The organism is Burkholderia sp. BCC0398, assembly GCF_902833245.1.
Lineage (GTDB): Bacteria > Pseudomonadota > Gammaproteobacteria > Burkholderiales > Burkholderiaceae > Burkholderia > Burkholderia sola.
In genome coordinates, this window is sequence record NZ_CADFEM010000001.1 from 586,446 (window position 1) to 602,147 (window position 15,702).

18 protein-coding genes are annotated in these 15,702 nt (G+C 66.7%); 12 read left to right on the forward strand and 6 right to left on the reverse strand.

Annotated elements, in window-relative coordinates; all coding sequences use genetic code 11:
* Positions 1 to 216 precede the first annotated feature (216 nt).
* A complete protein-coding gene (locus HWX76_RS02560; protein WP_050011346.1) occupies positions 217 to 1,149 on the reverse strand; it encodes a LysR family transcriptional regulator in 933 nt (310 codons plus the stop codon).
* A gap of 271 nt (positions 1,150 to 1,420) precedes the next feature.
* Between HWX76_RS02560 and HWX76_RS02565 the strand changes: the two genes are divergently transcribed.
* The 3 genes from HWX76_RS02565 to HWX76_RS02575 all read left to right on the forward strand — a co-directional run bounded on the left by HWX76_RS02565 (position 1,421) and on the right by HWX76_RS02575 (position 3,636).
* Positions 1,421 to 1,771, forward strand: coding sequence for a cupin domain-containing protein (locus tag HWX76_RS02565; RefSeq protein WP_239468960.1), 351 nt, complete (start codon positions 1,421 to 1,423; stop codon positions 1,769 to 1,771).
* A gap of 63 nt (positions 1,772 to 1,834) precedes the next feature.
* Positions 1,835 to 2,638 (forward strand): glucose 1-dehydrogenase, encoded by an 804-nt coding sequence (locus HWX76_RS02570; protein ID WP_124630550.1) that lies wholly within the window; start codon positions 1,835 to 1,837, stop codon positions 2,636 to 2,638.
* A 26-nt stretch (positions 2,639 to 2,664) separates the two neighbouring features.
* Positions 2,665 to 3,636 carry an aldo/keto reductase gene (locus tag HWX76_RS02575; RefSeq protein WP_050011349.1) on the forward strand — a complete coding sequence of 324 codons (972 nt, stop codon included), beginning with the start codon at positions 2,665 to 2,667 and terminating at the stop codon, positions 3,634 to 3,636.
* A 384-nt stretch (positions 3,637 to 4,020) separates the two neighbouring features.
* On the opposite strand, the gene HWX76_RS02580 is transcribed toward HWX76_RS02575, so the two are convergent.
* Together HWX76_RS02580 and HWX76_RS02585 are read right to left on the reverse strand one after the other, a co-directional pair.
* Positions 4,021 to 4,218 carry a hypothetical protein gene (locus HWX76_RS02580; RefSeq protein WP_124593245.1) on the reverse strand — a complete coding sequence of 66 codons (198 nt, stop codon included), beginning with the start codon at positions 4,216 to 4,218 and terminating at the stop codon, positions 4,021 to 4,023.
* Positions 4,219 to 4,499: 281 nt separating this feature from the next.
* Positions 4,500 to 6,026 (reverse strand): AMP nucleosidase, encoded by a 1,527-nt coding sequence (locus HWX76_RS02585; protein ID WP_050011350.1) that lies wholly within the window; start codon positions 6,024 to 6,026, stop codon positions 4,500 to 4,502.
* Between the two features lie 129 nt (positions 6,027 to 6,155).
* Here HWX76_RS02585 and HWX76_RS02590 point away from each other — a divergent pair, with 129 nt between their 5' ends.
* The 5 genes from HWX76_RS02590 to HWX76_RS02610 all read left to right on the forward strand — a co-directional run bounded on the left by HWX76_RS02590 (position 6,156) and on the right by HWX76_RS02610 (position 9,673).
* Entirely contained in the window at positions 6,156 to 6,551 is a 396-nt protein-coding gene (locus HWX76_RS02590) for a hypothetical protein (RefSeq protein ID WP_176015437.1), read from the forward strand.
* 99 nt (positions 6,552 to 6,650) lie between these two features.
* Positions 6,651 to 7,649 (forward strand): homoserine kinase, encoded by a 999-nt coding sequence (locus HWX76_RS02595; protein ID WP_050011351.1) that lies wholly within the window; start codon positions 6,651 to 6,653, stop codon positions 7,647 to 7,649.
* Entirely contained in the window at positions 7,640 to 8,449 is an 810-nt protein-coding gene (locus HWX76_RS02600; RefSeq protein WP_175976762.1) for a BPSS1780 family membrane protein, read from the forward strand. Before HWX76_RS02595 ends, HWX76_RS02600 begins: the two co-directional genes overlap by 10 nt.
* A 189-nt stretch (positions 8,450 to 8,638) precedes the next feature.
* Positions 8,639 to 9,091, forward strand: coding sequence for a MarR family transcriptional regulator (locus tag HWX76_RS02605; protein ID WP_050011353.1), 453 nt, complete (start codon positions 8,639 to 8,641; stop codon positions 9,089 to 9,091).
* 162 nt (positions 9,092 to 9,253) lie between these two features.
* A complete protein-coding gene (locus tag HWX76_RS02610) occupies positions 9,254 to 9,673 on the forward strand; it encodes an organic hydroperoxide resistance protein (protein ID WP_050011354.1) in 420 nt (139 codons plus the stop codon).
* Positions 9,674 to 9,789: 116 nt separating this feature from the next.
* On the opposite strand, the gene HWX76_RS02615 is transcribed toward HWX76_RS02610, so the two are convergent.
* On the reverse strand, positions 9,790 to 9,966 hold the full coding sequence (locus tag HWX76_RS02615; protein ID WP_069618521.1) for a DUF3563 family protein: 177 nt from the start codon (positions 9,964 to 9,966) through the stop codon (positions 9,790 to 9,792).
* Between the two features lie 80 nt (positions 9,967 to 10,046).
* Positions 10,047 to 11,156, reverse strand: a complete 1,110-nt coding sequence (locus HWX76_RS02620) for a PHB depolymerase family esterase (RefSeq protein WP_089489132.1) — start codon at positions 11,154 to 11,156, stop codon at positions 10,047 to 10,049.
* Positions 11,157 to 11,414: 258 nt separating this feature from the next.
* Here HWX76_RS02620 and HWX76_RS02625 point away from each other — a divergent pair, with 258 nt between their 5' ends.
* From HWX76_RS02625 to modB, 3 genes are all read left to right on the forward strand, one after another.
* Positions 11,415 to 12,113, forward strand: a complete 699-nt coding sequence (locus HWX76_RS02625; RefSeq protein ID WP_050011356.1) for a phosphatase PAP2 family protein — start codon at positions 11,415 to 11,417, stop codon at positions 12,111 to 12,113.
* A gap of 158 nt (positions 12,114 to 12,271) precedes the next feature.
* Entirely contained in the window at positions 12,272 to 13,066 is a 795-nt protein-coding gene (modA, locus tag HWX76_RS02630; RefSeq protein ID WP_124593248.1) for a molybdate ABC transporter substrate-binding protein, read from the forward strand.
* 10 nt (positions 13,067 to 13,076) lie between these two features.
* Positions 13,077 to 13,754, forward strand: a complete 678-nt coding sequence (gene modB / locus HWX76_RS02635; RefSeq protein ID WP_124593249.1) for a molybdate ABC transporter permease subunit — start codon at positions 13,077 to 13,079, stop codon at positions 13,752 to 13,754.
* Between the two features lie 13 nt (positions 13,755 to 13,767).
* On the opposite strand, the gene HWX76_RS02640 is transcribed toward modB, so the two are convergent.
* Positions 13,768 to 14,820 (reverse strand): RNA-guided endonuclease TnpB family protein, encoded by a 1,053-nt coding sequence (locus tag HWX76_RS02640; protein WP_176015518.1) that lies wholly within the window; start codon positions 14,818 to 14,820, stop codon positions 13,768 to 13,770.
* A 160-nt stretch (positions 14,821 to 14,980) separates the two neighbouring features.
* Here HWX76_RS02640 and HWX76_RS02645 point away from each other — a divergent pair, with 160 nt between their 5' ends.
* Positions 14,981 to 15,682, forward strand: coding sequence for an ATP-binding cassette domain-containing protein (locus HWX76_RS02645; RefSeq protein ID WP_050018279.1), 702 nt, complete (start codon positions 14,981 to 14,983; stop codon positions 15,680 to 15,682).
* Positions 15,683 to 15,702: the final 20 nt, after the last annotated feature.

Consider the following 15,702-nt stretch of genomic DNA (forward strand, 5'->3'; position numbering starts at 1 on the left):
CAGGTGATGCGGGCATCTGCGGCGCACGCAACGGCGCGGCGACCTCGCCCGACTCGCCACCAGGGTTCGCATTGGCCGTGACGACGTCGCACGGCCCGACGAACGCGCCGATCGCGACCATGACGACTGTCATTGCCAGCCGGGGCTCTTGAAGATGGGCGAGCGCGGAGCGACGACGCGCAGCCGCACGGAGGCTCGCCCGCGATCACGCGTGTGTCATGCCGACACCTCCGCAAACGAAAGCGGTGCGAGATCCGGATGCGCGCCAAGCCGGGCGGCGAGGAAATCCATCAGCAAACGGCTCCTCCGCGGCAGATGCATGCGCTGCGGCATGCACAGGTGCAGGCCGTAACGGCAGGTCACGTGCCGGATCAGCAGCGGCACGAGACGCCCCTCGCGAATGTGCGCGTGAACCGAATAGCCGAAGAACTGGCCGATCGCGGCGCCGCTCAGTACCGTGTCGAGTTCCGCATCGATGTCGTTGGTCGCGATGAACGGGGCGATCTGTCGTGTGTCGACCCGACCATCAACCAGGAATTCCCACGGAAACGGCTTGCCGGTGCGCGGATACAGGAACGCGGTGCAACGATGATCGCGCAGCGCGTCGATCGTCTGCGGCTCGCCGTGTCGACGCAGATACGCGGGCGCCGCGCAGACGATCAATTGCAGATCGGCGATGCGTCGTGCAACGAGCCCGCTGTCGGGCAGATTGCCGGTCCGCACGGCGATGTCGATCCGCTGCTCGACGATGTCGGCCATGTCGTCGCTGACGATCAGCTCGGCCGTGACGCCCGGCTGCCGGTCGCAGAATTCGCCGAGCAGTGGCGCGAGAAAGCGCCGAGCCAGCGAATACGGCGCCGCAACACGGATCGTGCCGGCCGCGTGCGCCCGATCGTCGTCGAGCATGCGCAGCGCGCTCTCCAGTTCCCCGACAGCGCCGCGGCACTGTGCAAGCAAACGCTCACCCTCGAGCGTCAGCACGATCCCGCGCGTCGAGCGCTGGAGCAGCCGCACGTTCAACAGCGCTTCCAGCGCCGCGACCTGCTTGCTGGCCGCTTGCGGCGTCATGCCCAGCTCGCGGGCGCCCGCGCTGATACCGCCCGCGGCCGCGATACGGACGAATACCGTCAGCGCCTTCAACCGATCCATTCGCAGCTCCCGTCAAGCCCGGAACGCCCGGGCGATCGTCCCTGGCATCGTAACGCCTGTCCGATCGGTTGAATCGGTTTCAACCGGTCAGGTGCTATTCGCGCGGCACCCTGCTTCGCACAATGGCGCTGTCTGGATACCCGGGGCCAAACGGCCCGTCGCCATGAACACATTTTCATTTTCAGTCGTTTCGCGAACCGTCTTCGCGGCCGCATTGATCGTCGCCGGTTCGCCCCGAGCAATCGCACAGGAAGCGGACGCGGGCAGCCGCGTGACCGAGACGGTACTGCTGCGAACCACGCATGCGTGGGACGGCTCGCGATATCGCACCTATCCGTCAGGACAACCGGAAATCACGGTCGTACGCTACACGATTCCGCCGCACGCGGTATTGCCGTGGCATACGCATCCGTCGATCAACATCGGCTACGTGCTGTCGGGCCACCTCACCGCCGTGCGCCGCAGCGACGGCAAGCGGCTGGCGCTCGGTCCCGGCGACGTGGTGCCGGAAATGATCGACGGCGCCCATCGCGGCGAGACCGGCGACGAGCGCGCCGAACTGATCGTGTTCTACGCCGGTACGCCTGGCGCGCCCCTGACGGTGCCCGACCGCCAGGACTAAGCACCTCGACCCTGCCCCCGGCCAGTCGGCCGGCTCGTTTCCCTTCGCATGGAGCAACTCGTCATGTCCGATTCACGGAGCCTGTCAACCTCTTCCGCCGCGACGCGGCCCCGGCTCGACGGACGCGTCGCGCTCGTCACCGGCGGCGGCACCGGCATCGGCCGGGCGGCCGCGCTCGCATTCGCGCGTGAAGGCGCCCGCGTCGTCGTTGCCGGACGGCGCGCGGCGCCGCTCGACGAAACCGTGCGCGCGATTACCGGGCGCGGCGGCGAAGCCTTCGCGATAACCATCGACGTCGCCTCCGCCGATGGCGTGCGTGCGCTCGTCGACGCAACGATCGGACGCTACGGCGCATTGCATGCGGCATTCAACAATGCGGGTACGGAAGGGGCGTTCGCGCCGATCGTGGAACAGACCGAGGCCGACTTCGACACGGTGATCGCCACCAATCTCAAGGGTACGTGGCTGTCGATCAAATACGAAATGGAGGCAATGCTCGCGCACGGCGGCGGTGCGATCGTCAATACGTCGTCGTGGCTCGCGAAAGGCGCGCTTGCCGGCTCGTCGACCTATTCGGCCAGCAAGGGCGCGCTCGATGCGCTGGTGCGCGCGGTCGCGCTCGAAGGCGGCCCGCACCGCATCCGGATCAACAACGTAAACCCCGGCATCATCGATACGCCGATGGCGCGCCGTTTCGGCGACGACGAGATGTTCCGCCCGTTCGCCGCATTCACGCCCGCCCGGCGGATCGGCACGCCCGAAGACGTGGCCGACGCGGCCGTCTGGCTTTGCAGCGACGAAGCGCGCTTCGTGACGGGCGAATCGCTCCTGGTCGACGGCGGCTACACGATCGGCGGCATGCGCTGACCGGCACTGCCACGGAGGAAGAACCGATGGAATACGTGAGACTGGGAGCGTCCGGGCTGAAGGTGTCGACGCTGTGCCTGGGCTGCATGACCTACGGCGACCCGTCATGGCGCCCGTGGGTCACGACCGAGGAGGTGGCTCGCCCTTTCATTCGCACGGCACTCGATGCGGGGGTGAATTTCTTCGACACGGCCGACATCTACTCGGGCGGCGAGAGCGAGCGCATTCTCGGGCGCGCGCTGCGCGATTTCGCGACGCGCGACGACGTGGTGATCGCAACCAAGGCGTTCTTTCCGACCGGCGACGGGCCGAATGCGCGCGGGCTGTCGCGCAAGCATCTGCTCGCCAGCATCGATGCGTCGCTGCAGCGCCTCGGGACGGATTACGTCGATCTCTACGTGATCCACCGGTTCGATCCGGACACGCCGATCGAAGAAACGCTCGATGCGCTCGATACCCTCGTGAGGAGCGGCAAGGTCCGCTACCTCGGCGCGTCGTCGATGCATGCATGGCAATTCATGAAGATGCTCGCGTTTCAACGGCATCACGGACTCGCCCGATTCGTGTCGATGCAGAGCCAGTACAGCCTGATCTGCCGCGACGACGAGCGCGACATGCTGCCGCTTTGCATCGCAGAAGGGATGGCCTACACGCCGTGGTCCCCGCTCGGCCGCGGGCTACTGGCCGGCTCGCGTGATGCGGCGACGACGCGGGCCGCAACCGACCGGCAAATGGTGTCCTGGTACGACGGGCGCGACGCGGTCGCGGCGACCGTCGATGCGGTCAGGCAGGTGGCGCAGGCGCATGGGCTACCGCCCGCGCGGATTGCCCTGGCGTGGGCGCTGCACCGGCCCGGCGTCACCGCGCCGATCGTCGGGCTGTCGAAGCCGCATCACTTGGACGATGCGCTCGCGGCGCTCGATCTGACGCTCGACGATGCTGAAAACGCGTTGCTCGAGGTCGCGTTCAATCGAACGGTCGAACCGGTGCAGTGGTAACGGCGATGCGGGGAGCTGACCCGGTTGAAGGCGTGCGCTGCGCGAAGACAACGGAACGTGCGGCCCGCGCCACTGGAGCACATGCAGTTCAACGCACCCAACTGACGCCGCCGACGGCGACGCAGACGAATACCGTCACCGCCTTCAATCGATCCTCCGTGCCGGGCACGCCTTCATGGCGCCGCTCAGAACGGAGACCGTAGCGATCACAATGACGGGAAAAAGCCGACGGCTGATGAACGATGAAATCTCCAGGCTGCCGGTGTCTCCCCCGGGCTTGCGCAGTAGAGGCCGCTCCGTCGCGCCATCGACGCGTTCCCTTCCCTGTCGCTCTTCAACCTGCGAACGAGGCGCACCCAAGGATGGGCGCGCCTGTTTCACGGCTTACTTAACGATGTAGCACCAACACGGTTTGGGTTTGCTCGGGCCGACCACTGCGACAGGTTTGCAAGGATCGGACGGGCCGAGCACCGCTTCTCTTTCGCAAGGCGGCTGCGGCTTGGATGGACCGATCACCGCTTGAGCCATGGCCGATAGCGAAGCAGTGAGCATCAGGGAAGCCAGCAGGATTTTGATTTTCATCGGATATGTCTACTCTCAATATTATAGGAATCAATTGGATCGGCTGTTCGCCGTTCCTTCGTGCGGGCGTCGGAGAACGCCACGCAGGAGAGCATATTCTCGATGACAAGGACAAAACTATAGGACAACTTCCAAATTGGAGAAAATGGTCGCGTCCGAGTACGAAGGCCACATTGCGGCCACGACGAGTGTCCCGGCGACCGGATGGGTGACGCAGGGCAGGCGCGCGCCGGCCGCCGCAAAGCCCGGCAGCCCATCGCCCCGCCTGCCAGTCATGCGCGTTACTGGAACGCCACTTCCGCGAAGCTCCGCAGCTTCCGGCTATGCAGCTTGTCGAGCCCGTTCGTGCGCAGGATCTCCATCGCCTTCACGCCGATCTGCAGATGCTGGTCGACCTGTCCGCGATAGAACGTGTCGGCCATACCCGGCAGCTTCAGCTCGCCGTGCAGCGGCTTGTCCGACACGCACAGCAGCGTGCCGTACGGCACGCGGAAGCGGAAACCGTTCGCGGCGATCGTCGCGCTTTCCATGTCGAGCGCGATCGCGCGGCTCTGCGACAGCCGCTGCACGGGCTCCCGATGGTCGCGCAGCTCCCAGTTGCGGTTGTCGACGCTCGCGACCGTGCCCGTGCGCATCACGCGCTTCAGTTCCACGCCCTCGAGCCGCGTGACCTCGGCCACGCCGCGCTCGAGCGCGAGCTGCACTTCGGCCAGCGCCGGGATCGGCACCCATAGCGGCAGGTCGGCGTCGAGCACGTGATCTTCCCGCACGTAGCCGTGCGCGAGCACGTAGTCGCCCAGGCGCTGCGTGTTGCGCAGCCCCGCGCAGTGGCCGAGCATCACCCACGCGTGCGGGCGCAGCACCGCGATGTGATCGGTGATCGTCTTCGCGTTCGACGGGCCGACGCCGATGTTGACCATCGTGATCCCGCTGCCGTCCGCGCGCTTCAGGTGATACGCAGGCATCTGCGGCAGGCGCGGCGGCGCGGTGCCCTCGGCCGGCTCGCCGCCGAGGTTCGCGTTGTACGTGACGACGTCGCCCGGCTCGACGAACGCGCTGTACTCGCTGCGGTACGCGCGCACCTCGGGATCGTCGCTTTCCGTCATCATCGTGCGGCCGAGCTTCACGAACTCGTCGATGTAGAACTGGTAGTTCGTGTAGAGCACGTAGTTCTGGAAATGCGTGGGCGACGTCGCCGTGTAGTGGCGCAGCCGATGCAGCGAGAAGTCGACGCGCGCGGCCGTGAACAGCGCGAGCGGATGCGGCTCGCCCGGCGCCGGCTCGAACGTGCCGTTGACGATGCGGTCGTCGAGATACGACAGGTCGGGCGTGTCGAAGATGTCGCGCATCGCGAGCAGGCGGTCGCGATCGAGCTCGCCCTCGAGATGGATGCCTTCCGGAAACGCGAAATGGATCGGAATCGGCTGCGACGACACGCCGATCTCGATCTTGACATGGTGGTTCTTCGCCAGCAGGCGCAGTTGCTCGCGGTAGTAGTTCGCGAAGAGATCGGGGCGCGTGACCGTCGTCTCGAATACGCCCGGCCCCGCGACGAAGCCGTACGAGCGGCGCGAATCGACGTGCGTGTTGACGTCGGTGCGGATCCGCACGAACGGATAGCACGCGCGCACGTGCTCGGTAATCGCTTCGTGGCGGCGATAGCGCGCAAATGCATCGCGCAAGAAGCCCGTATTCGTGTCGTAAATGGCGGACAGCCGCGCGACGGCAGCGATCGGATCGTCGAAAGCCTCGATCGACGGGCTTTCGGGCGACAGCACACGGTGCCGGCGGCTCAAATCGTTCTTCATTGTCATTACCTCGTCTGATCCGACGACATTACCACGGAACCCGGTCGCGCTTATGGCCGCCCCTGCGCACGCCGGGGCCGGATGGCGCGCAGTATTTGCTAAAATCGGTAGGTTCACTGGAGACTCATCATGAAGCCGCTCATTTTCGTCGCCGCTGCCGTCGCGTTTGCCGCCGCCAGCGTCGCTCATGCCGCCGGCGGCACGCCTGACGCCGACGCGCAGGCCCGGGCCGAGGCCAACGAAGCCGCCGGCCTGCCCGATCTCCGCAAGATCAACCGACCGGGCGCCGAAGTCACGTCGAAAGTCGACTTCGCCGACATCCGCCGCACGCCGAGCTTCCACGAAAAGAGCAAGAACGGCACCGAAGTCACCGAGTACCGCGACCGCGGCAAGCCGGTCGAGATCGACGTGAAGTCGAACTTCGGCACGCGCTACCAGATGAGCTCGACGCCCGACACGTCGCCGAAGCCGCACGACGCGGGCGTCCCGATCACGCGCCTGCCGTCGCTGAACCTGCACTACTGATTCCGAGACGCCGTGCCCCGACCGCGCCGCCCCGCCCCTTCACCCGCTGTCGCGCCGCACGCCGCCCGCGTGCCGACACCCTGACCTGACGCATCCCGCATGGCCGTTTTCACCGCTGTTTCCGACTCCGATCTCGCGCAATGGATGCGCCACTACGAACTGGGCGACGTGCTTGCGTTCCGCGGCATTCCGTCCGGTATCGAAAACAGCAATTTCTTCCTGACGACGACGCGCGGCGAATACGTCCTCACGATCTTCGAAAAGCTCACGGCGCAGCAGTTGCCGTTCTACCTCGACCTGATGCGCCACCTGGCCGCCCACGGCGTGCCGGTGCCGGACCCGGTCCCGCGTGACGACGGCGCGTTGTTCGGCGAGCTGCACGGCAAGCCGGCCGCGATCGTCACGAAACTCGACGGCGCGGCCGAACTCGCGCCCGGAGTCGAACACTGCATCGAGGTCGGGCAGATGCTCGCGCGCCTGCACCTCGCGGGCCGCGACTATCCGCGCAGCCAGCCGAACCTGCGCAGCCTGCCGTGGTGGCAGGAGAACGTGCCGGCGATCGTGCCGTTCATCACGGACGCGCAACGCACGCTGCTCGAAGGCGAGCTCGCGCACCAGGCCGGCTTCTTCGCGTCGGACGACTATGCGGCGCTGCCGGCCGGCCCATGCCATTGCGACCTGTTCCGCGACAACGTGCTGTTCGCGCACGCGGCGCCCGGCACCGGCCACGACGTGCGGCTCGGCGGCTTCTTCGACTTCTATTTCGCAGGCTGCGACAAGTGGCTGTTCGACGTCGCGGTCACCGTCAACGACTGGTGCGTCGACCTCGCGACCGGCGTGCTCGACGTCGCGCGCGCCGATGCGCTGCTGCGCGCGTACCAGACGGTCCGGCCGTTCACGGCCGAGGAACGCCGCCACTGGAGCGACATGCTGCGCGCGGGCGCGTACCGCTTCTGGGTGTCGCGCCTGTACGACTTCTACCTGCCGCGCGCGGCCGAGATGCTCAAGCCGCACGACCCCGGCCATTTCGAACGCATCCTGCGTGAGCGTATCGCGCATACGCCCGCGCTTCCCGAGATCCAAACCGCATGCAACTGATCGAAGTGCCCGCGAAAACGGGCTATGTCTGGTTCCGTCAAGGCATCTGGCTGTTCCGCCGGAATCCGCTCGCGTTCATCACGCTGTTCTTCACGTATCTGCTCGCGATCACGCTGGTGTCGATGGTGCCCGTGATCGGCTCCGCGCTGCCGCTGGTATTCATTCCCGGCATCGCGGTCGGCTTCATGGCCGCGTGCCGCGACACGGTGGCCGGCAAGACCGTGATGCCGACGATCCTCGTCGACGGCTTTCGCTCGTACGGCACCGTCGCGACCCAGCGGCTGCTCGTGCTCGGCGTGATCTACGTCGCGTCGATGGTGCTGGTGTTCGCCGCGTCGTCGCTCGTGGACGGCGGCGCGCTGTTCCACGTGATGATGGGCGCGGCCGACGAAGCGAACACGACGCCCGAGACGCTCGCCGCGCAAGGCACGCTGGGCGCGCTGTTCTTCGCGACGCTGCTCTATCTGCCGATCGCGATGCTGTTCTGGTTCGCGCCGGTGCTGGTCGCGTGGCATGACGTTCCGCCCGCGAAGGCGCTGTTCTTCAGCGTCGTCAGTTGCTGGCGCAATCGCGGCGCGTTCGTCGTGTACGGCGTGCTGTGGTTCGCCGTCGCGCTCGGCACGTCGCTCGCGCTGTCGCTGCTGCTGCAGGCGCTCGGCGCCGGCGCGTACGCGCTGACGATCATGATGCCGGTGACGATCATCATCGTCACGATGCTGTACTGCTCGTTCTACGCGACCTATCGCGGCTGCTTCGGCGTACAGGAACCGGGCGCGACGACGACGATGTCGGGCCGCTGACCCTCTCCCGGCCGGCGCGCGTCGTCAGCGCCGCCGCGCTGTTTCCAGCACCGGGTCGTCGCCCCGCGCGCTTCTGATCTCTCCCTTTTCCGGTATCCAAAGCGTCGGGCGCCTCTGTTCAACCCGATCTTTTGCGCGCAAAATAATTTGCGTACAAATCGTTCGCGCATCCGACGCGCTTCCCGAATCATGGATCGCCCGCCTTCCCTGCCCCAGACGCTCGACGAGCAACTCTGCTTCGCGCTTTACTCGACTTCGCACGCGATGACGAAGGCGTACAAGCCGTTGCTCGACAAGCTGTCGCTGACCTATCCCCAATATCTCGCGATGCTCGTGCTGTGGGAGCGCGACGACCTGGCCGTAAAGGACATCGCCGCGCGGCTCGACCTCGATCCGGCCACGGTCACGCCGCTGCTCAAGCGGCTGGAAGCGCTCGGCTACGTCGAGCGCGTGCGCAGCGCGGCGGACGAACGCGTCGTCAACGTGCGCGTGACGTCGGAAGGCCGTGCGCTGAAGGACCGCGCGCGCTCGGTGCCGGCCGACCTCTTTTGCGCGATGCAACAGACACCCGACTTCCTGATCAGGCTGCGCGCCGATCTCCAGCAGTTGCGCGACGCGTTGTCGGTGGCCAACGAACGCTGACGCTCGCACGCTGAAACTCGGACCGACCTACCCGGCGCCGCCGGTTTTTTTTAAAAATTTGATTTGCACACTAATCATTTGTGTTCTATATTCTGATCATGGCCGGCGACATCCCGTCCAACCGGACCGCTTTCTCCCTCTCTTCCCGACAGGAGCTGCACGATGAACATTCTGTACAAGACCAGCGCCACGAGCACGGGCGGCCGCGACGGCCGCGCGGTATCCGCCGACCACAAGCTGGAAGTGAAGCTGGCCGCGCCGCGCGAACTCGGCGGCACGGGTGCGGAAGGCACGAATCCGGAGCAACTGTTTGCCGCAGGTTACTCGGCCTGTTTCCTGAGCGCGATGAAATTCGTCGCGGGCCAGAACAAGCAGACGCTGCCGGCCGATACGCAAGTCACCGCGGAAGTGGGCATCGGCCCGAACGACGCAGGCGGCTTCGGGCTCGACATCGAGCTGCGCGTGTCGCTGCCGGGGCTGGACAAGAACGACGCGCAAACGCTGGTCGACAAGGCGCACCACGTGTGCCCGTATTCGAACGCCACGCGCAACAACGTGCCGGTGCGCCTGACGGTCGTCTGACGCGACGCAGGTTCACGCTTCAGCAGAATACAAAAAGGGCGCGTGCGGCTAGATGCCGCACGCGCCCTTTTGCGCGATTCGTCGAAATGGCGGGCCGGCAGGCCCGCGTGCGCCGCTTAGCGCGCGCCGATCGAATACGGACGGTTCATTGCCGCGTCGCGATCGATCTTGCGCATGCGGAATTCGAGATCGTAGATGTCGGTGGCTTCGGCCAGGTACGCGTCGGCGCGCTCTTTCGCGGCCTTTTCAGCGTTCTTGGTCAGCATCAGGAAGAGGTGGCTCAGCAGGTACATGGTCGATCTCGCTGTTCAAAGGTTCTGGACTAGGGTTTTCCCGAATTATAGGGAAAACCCTAGGCTTTGACCAGCGTCGATCAAACGGTGCGTCGTTCGGTCGCCACAGTGCGGCGATGGGCTTCGAAAAAAGCCCAGATCATCGCGCTGGCGTCGGGGCCGACCGCCGCGTGAAACGGCACGGCTTCGTCGCCGCCGGCCCACGCGTGATCGAGCCCTTTCACGTGGCACAGCCGCACGACCGGCTCGCCGTCGCGGCACACGTCGGTAATCTGGACGCCCGTTTTGCGCGTCTCGACGCGCTCGCCGCCGCGCAGCGCGCCCCGGCTGTCGGCGAGCCCGTTCAGGCGCATGAACTGGACGGTCAGCTGATCGGCATTCTTCGGCGCGACGACATGATCGCCGTCGCCCTGGACGATCAGCGCGGGCATGCCCGGATACGCACCGGCATCGACCAGCGCGTCGACCGCCGCGGCCGGGTTCTGCCGCAGCCCGCGGCGCATCACGTCCATCGCGGTGATGCCGGAATTCGCTTCGCCGAACGCGGGGCCCGAGTGCAACGCGACCGCCGCGAAACGGTCCGGGTGGTGCAGCGCAAGCAGCGACGCAAGCCCCGCGCCGGCCGACAGCCCCGCGACGTAGACGCGCGACGCGTCGAAGCCGTGCTCGTCGACCAGCGCGTCGACCAGCGCCGCCACCGTGTCCGCCTCGCCGCGCCCCGCGCGGTCGGTGTCTTCATACCAGTGCCAGCAACCATGCGCGTGCGCGCGCAGCGACTGTTCCGGGTACAGCACCGCGAAGCCGTGCTTGTCGGCCAGCAGGTTCATTCGCGTGCCCTGCGCGAATTCGTCCGCCGACTGCTGGCACCCGTGCAGCATCACGACGAGCGGCATCGCGCCACGCCGGCGGCCGGGCGGTACGTAAAGCCCGTACGCGAGATTCTGGACGAGGCGGCCGAGCGCGGGCGCCATCGGATGTTCGCCGCGCGTCCACTCGCCCGCCGCCCACGCGGCCGCGCGCGGCCGCACGCGCGATTCGCGTGGCGGGGACGGATCGGACACGGCGGGAGAGGCCGCGGCCTCGAGTGCGTCGCGCGTGATGCGCTGCGCGTCGCGCGCCGCGCGCTTGGCGGCCGGGGACAGCATGCGTTTCATGCCGCCCAGCCACACCTTGGTCAGACTTTTGGTCATCGATCGGGCTCGCAGTCAGGAAAAATAGGGGCGCGATGAAGGCGCCGCAACGGATGCATCGTTTGACTTTGTGCAATGCACCATAACATTGTTTCCAGGATTTTTCCTGCTCGCCGAGCGTGCCCGGCAGCGCAAAAAACGGGCCTCATGCGGACGCGGCGCTATACTGGGGTTTGGTCGCTTGTATCCGTTGTAGTCGTTCTTCCCGGCTCGCGCGTTGATTTAAGCATTGTCCCGCCTTCGTTCGTCCCCTTCCCGATGTTCGACCTGCCCGCTCACCTGTGGATCATGATCACCGCGTTCGGCGGCGCCGGCCTGACGTTGCCGCTCGCGATCACGATAGCCGTCTGGCTCGCGCTCGGCTACTCGTGGCAGCGCGCGGCCGCGTGGCTCGGCGTGCTCGCGGCCGCGATCGGCGTGGTGGCGCTCACGAAGATCGCGTTCCTCGGCTGGGGCATCGGCATCCGCGCGTGGGATTTCACCGGGTTCAGCGGCCATGCGATGCTGTCGACGTCGGTGTATCCGGTCGCGATTTTCCTCGCGCTGATCCGCACGCGCACGCCGGTGCGAATCGCCGGCATCGCGCTCGGGCTGGCGGCCGGCGTCGCGGTCGGCGTGTCGCGGGTCGCGCTCGACGCGCATTCGCCGTCCGAATCGATCACCGGCTGCATCGTCGGCGCGATCGCCGCGCTCGCGTTCATCGCCGGCTCGTGGCGCGCGGCGCCGCACCGCTGGTCGGTGCCGGCGGTCGTCGCGAGCCTCGCGCTCGTCACCGTCGCGCTCCACGGCCTCACGGTGCCGTCGCATCGCTGGGTCACCAAGGTCGCGCTGGAACTGTCGGGCCACGAGCGCCCGTTCGTCCGCGCGCGCTGGAAGGCCAATCCGAACTACCATCCCGCGTCGCAGCCGTCGTCGCTGCAGCGCACCGAATCGGCGCCGCCTGTGCTTCACGCGTGACCGGCCGCCCGTTTTCACCGCCCGTTTTCACGTCTGATCTTCACGTCTGATCTTCACGTCTGATCATTTCATGCGCACCGCCGCATGAGCAGTATGTCGAGCGTTATAACCCGCCCTATATTACGATGACGGTTTCCACCCATTCACGACGAACTCCCATGCGCTCAACCGTCCGTCCGCTTCGCCGCGCCCTGCTTCGCTTACTGCCGATCGCCACGCTCGCCGCCGGGATCGCGCTCAGCGCGCCCGCTTGCGCCGCCGACGAACTGGTCGTGTCGGCGGCCGCCAGCCTGACGAACGCGTTCAAGGCCGTCGGCGACGCGTACGAGAAGCAGCATCCGGACACCAGGGTGCTGTTCAACTTCGGCGCATCGGACGTGCTGATGCAGCAGATCGCCAAGGGCGCGCCGGCCGACGTGTTCGCGTCGGCCGACCAGAAGGCGATGGATCGGGCGGTGAACGAGAAGGTGATCGTGCCCGGCACGCGCCGCGATTTCGCGGCGAACTCGCTCGTGCTGATCGTGCCGGCGGACAGCCGCGCGGCCGCGCCGACGTCGCTGAACGACCTGACCGCGCCGGGCGTGAAGCGCATCGCGTACGGCGACCCGGCGTCGGTACCGGTCGGCCGCTACACCGAGGGCGCGCTGCGCGCGGCCGGGGTGTGGGATGCGGTCAGCGCGAAGGGCGTGCTGGCCGCCAACGTGCGCCAGAGCCTCGACTACGTCGCGCGCGGCGAGGTCGACGCAGGCTTCGTGTTCGGCACCGACGCGGCGATCATGCCGGGCCGCGTGAAAATCGCGCTGACGGTGCCGACCCGGACGGCCATCACCTACCCGATCGCCGTGGTCAAGGACAGCCGCCACGCCGCGCAGGCGCAGTCGTTCATCGATTTCGTCGCGTCGCCGCAGGGCCAGGCCGTGCTGTCGACGTTCGGCTTCAAGCCCGCCAAGTGAGCGAATCGCGATGCAAGACGCCTGGGTCCCGCTACTGCTGTCGCTGAAGGTTGCCGGCTGGGCGACCGCGCTCGACATCGTGCTCGGCGTCGCGGCCGCGTTCATGCTCGCGCGCTGGCGCTCGCCGCTGCGCGACGTCGTCGATTCCGTGCTGACGCTGCCGCTCGTGCTGCCGCCGACGGTGCTCGGCTATTACCTGCTCGTGCTGCTCGGCCGGCGCGGCGTGTTCGGCGCGTGGCTCGACACGTTCGGCATCGAACTGGTGTTCACGTGGCAAGGCGCGGTGATCGCGTCGATGGTCGTCGCGTTTCCGCTGATCCTGAAATCGGCGCGCGCGGCGTTCGAGGGCGTCGATCCGCATCTCGAGCGCGCCGCGCGCACGCTCGGGCTCGGCGAAGCCGCGGTGTTCTTCCGCGTCACGCTGCCGCTCGCTACGCGCGGGATTCTCGCCGGGGCGCTGCTCGCGTTCGCGCGCGCGCTCGGCGAATTCGGCGCGACGCTGATGATCGCCGGCAACCTGCCCGGCCGCACGCAGACGCTGTCGGTCGCGATCTACGCGGCCGTGCAGGCCGGCGACGACAACACGGCCAACTTCCTCGTGCTGGTGACGTCGATCACCTGCGTGCTCGTGCTGCTCGCGACCGGCTGGCTCGTGCCGTCGCGCGCCCGGCGGAGCCAGTTGACTTGACGTCCTCCTCCGCCTAAAGGGAGAGGATTCCCACACCTGGCGATGCACGTCCGCATCGGAGAATGTTCAGCGCAGCGTTGATATCTCGATCATGCTCGACACCACAGTCACTGCAGGCCCATTCTCTTATTCTCAGTCCCGCGATACCTTTCGGCCGCGTCGTGCTGGCTTGCGACCCGCACGCCGAACAGGACTGGGTAGAACCGCTTTCGTCGACTTCCTCGAGCGTGGCCCCGTGCGCGATCGCTTTGTAACGAAGCTTGTTTCGGAAGGACGACCAGGATGCGTCGTAGACGCTTTTCGCCATTCTGGTTCTGGCGAGTTTTGCGGCCGACACGTTGCCGACCGCGATGTAATCGAAGCGCCGCACCAGATCGAGCGCGAGCTTGTGCTGGAAGTCGGCGCGGACATTCGCCACCTTCGCGTGCAGCTTCGCGATATGCCGTTTGTGCTTTCGCGCTCGTTGCGCTTTCGCCAGCTTTTCCGCCGCTCGTCGACCGAACGGGTCATTGGGCAGCTTCTCGCCGGTCGAAAGTGCGGCGAAGTCTTTCAGGCCGAGATCGATGCCCACACCGGAACGGATAGGTCGGGCCGGAACATCCGGCATCTCGATCACAATGTTGAGAAACCAGTTGCCGCGTGCATCCTGCGCAAAGTTGGTCCCATCCTTGATCTTGCCTTCGGGAAGCGGCCGGCTGTTGAACACGCGAAACATGTTGCCGGCGAAACGGAACGCGTCACCCTCGCGCTTCAGGTCACGGCCCTTCAGCGGCACCCAGCCGAGCGATTTCCTGCCGCGATAGCGCAGGTAGGGCCGACGGTGCTGGCTGCCCGACTTCGCATATTGCTCGCATGTTGCGTTGATCGTGCCGGAGTGAATACCGAGTTCCTTGCTGCTGCCGGTTGTCAGCACGTTCAGGTCGAATCCGGTCGGCCACTTCTTGCTCCACTTGAGCGCGTGCTTCTGCGTGTCGTTGCAGAAATTCCAGACGTAGTTCACCGCGCGGCTCTGCTTGTTGAGCAGTCCGTTGAGCGATTTCACCCGGTAGCGATAGACAAGGATCATGCAGGTGATCCTAACCCGTGGAAGAAGCTGTCTGTCAACAGCACGCCTCTCCTCCCCGTCCTGAAGGACGGGGTTTCTCGGAGCAAATTCTGATGAAGCACCTGCGCTGCCCGTATCACGTCTGTCGTCCGGCAGCCGGCCCGCTTCGGCGGAGGCCCGCATGAGCGTCGTCGTCGATATCCGCAAGACCTACGCGAACGCCGAGCGCCGCTTCACGCTCGACGTGTCGTTCACGGCGACGACGCAGCGCGTCGTGCTGTTCGGGCCGTCGGGCGCGGGCAAGAGCATGACGCTGCAGGCGATCGCCGGGCTGCTGACGCCCGACGCAGGCGCGATCACGCTGAACGGCGAGCCGCTGTTCGACGCCGCGCGCCGCATCGACGTGCCGACCCGCGAACGCCGTGTCGCGTACCTGTTCCAGGACTACGCGCTGTTCCCGCATCTGAACGTGCGGCAGAACATCGCGTTCGGGCTCACGGCCGGCCTGCGCAACCCGCGCGCGAAGACGGCGCCGCCGGAGGTCGCGTACTGGCTGCGCGCGTTCGATCTCGAATCGCTCGCGGGGCAATATCCGTCGCAACTGTCGGGCGGGCAGAAGCAGCGCGTGGCGCTCGCCCGTGCGCTGGTCGCGCAGCCGCGCATCCTGCTGCTCGACGAACCGTTCGCGGCGCTCGACGGCGCGATGCGCCAGCGCATGCGCCACGAGCTCGCCGAGCTGCAGGCGCGGCTCGACATCCCGATGGTGCTGATCTCGCACGACCCCGACGACGTCGCCGCGTTCGGCGATCAGGTCGTGCAGTTGAGCGAAGGACGCGTGCAGGCGAGTTCGCCGCATGCCGAGTGGCCGACGCGCGTCACCTGAGCGCGCGACGCCGTGGTCGT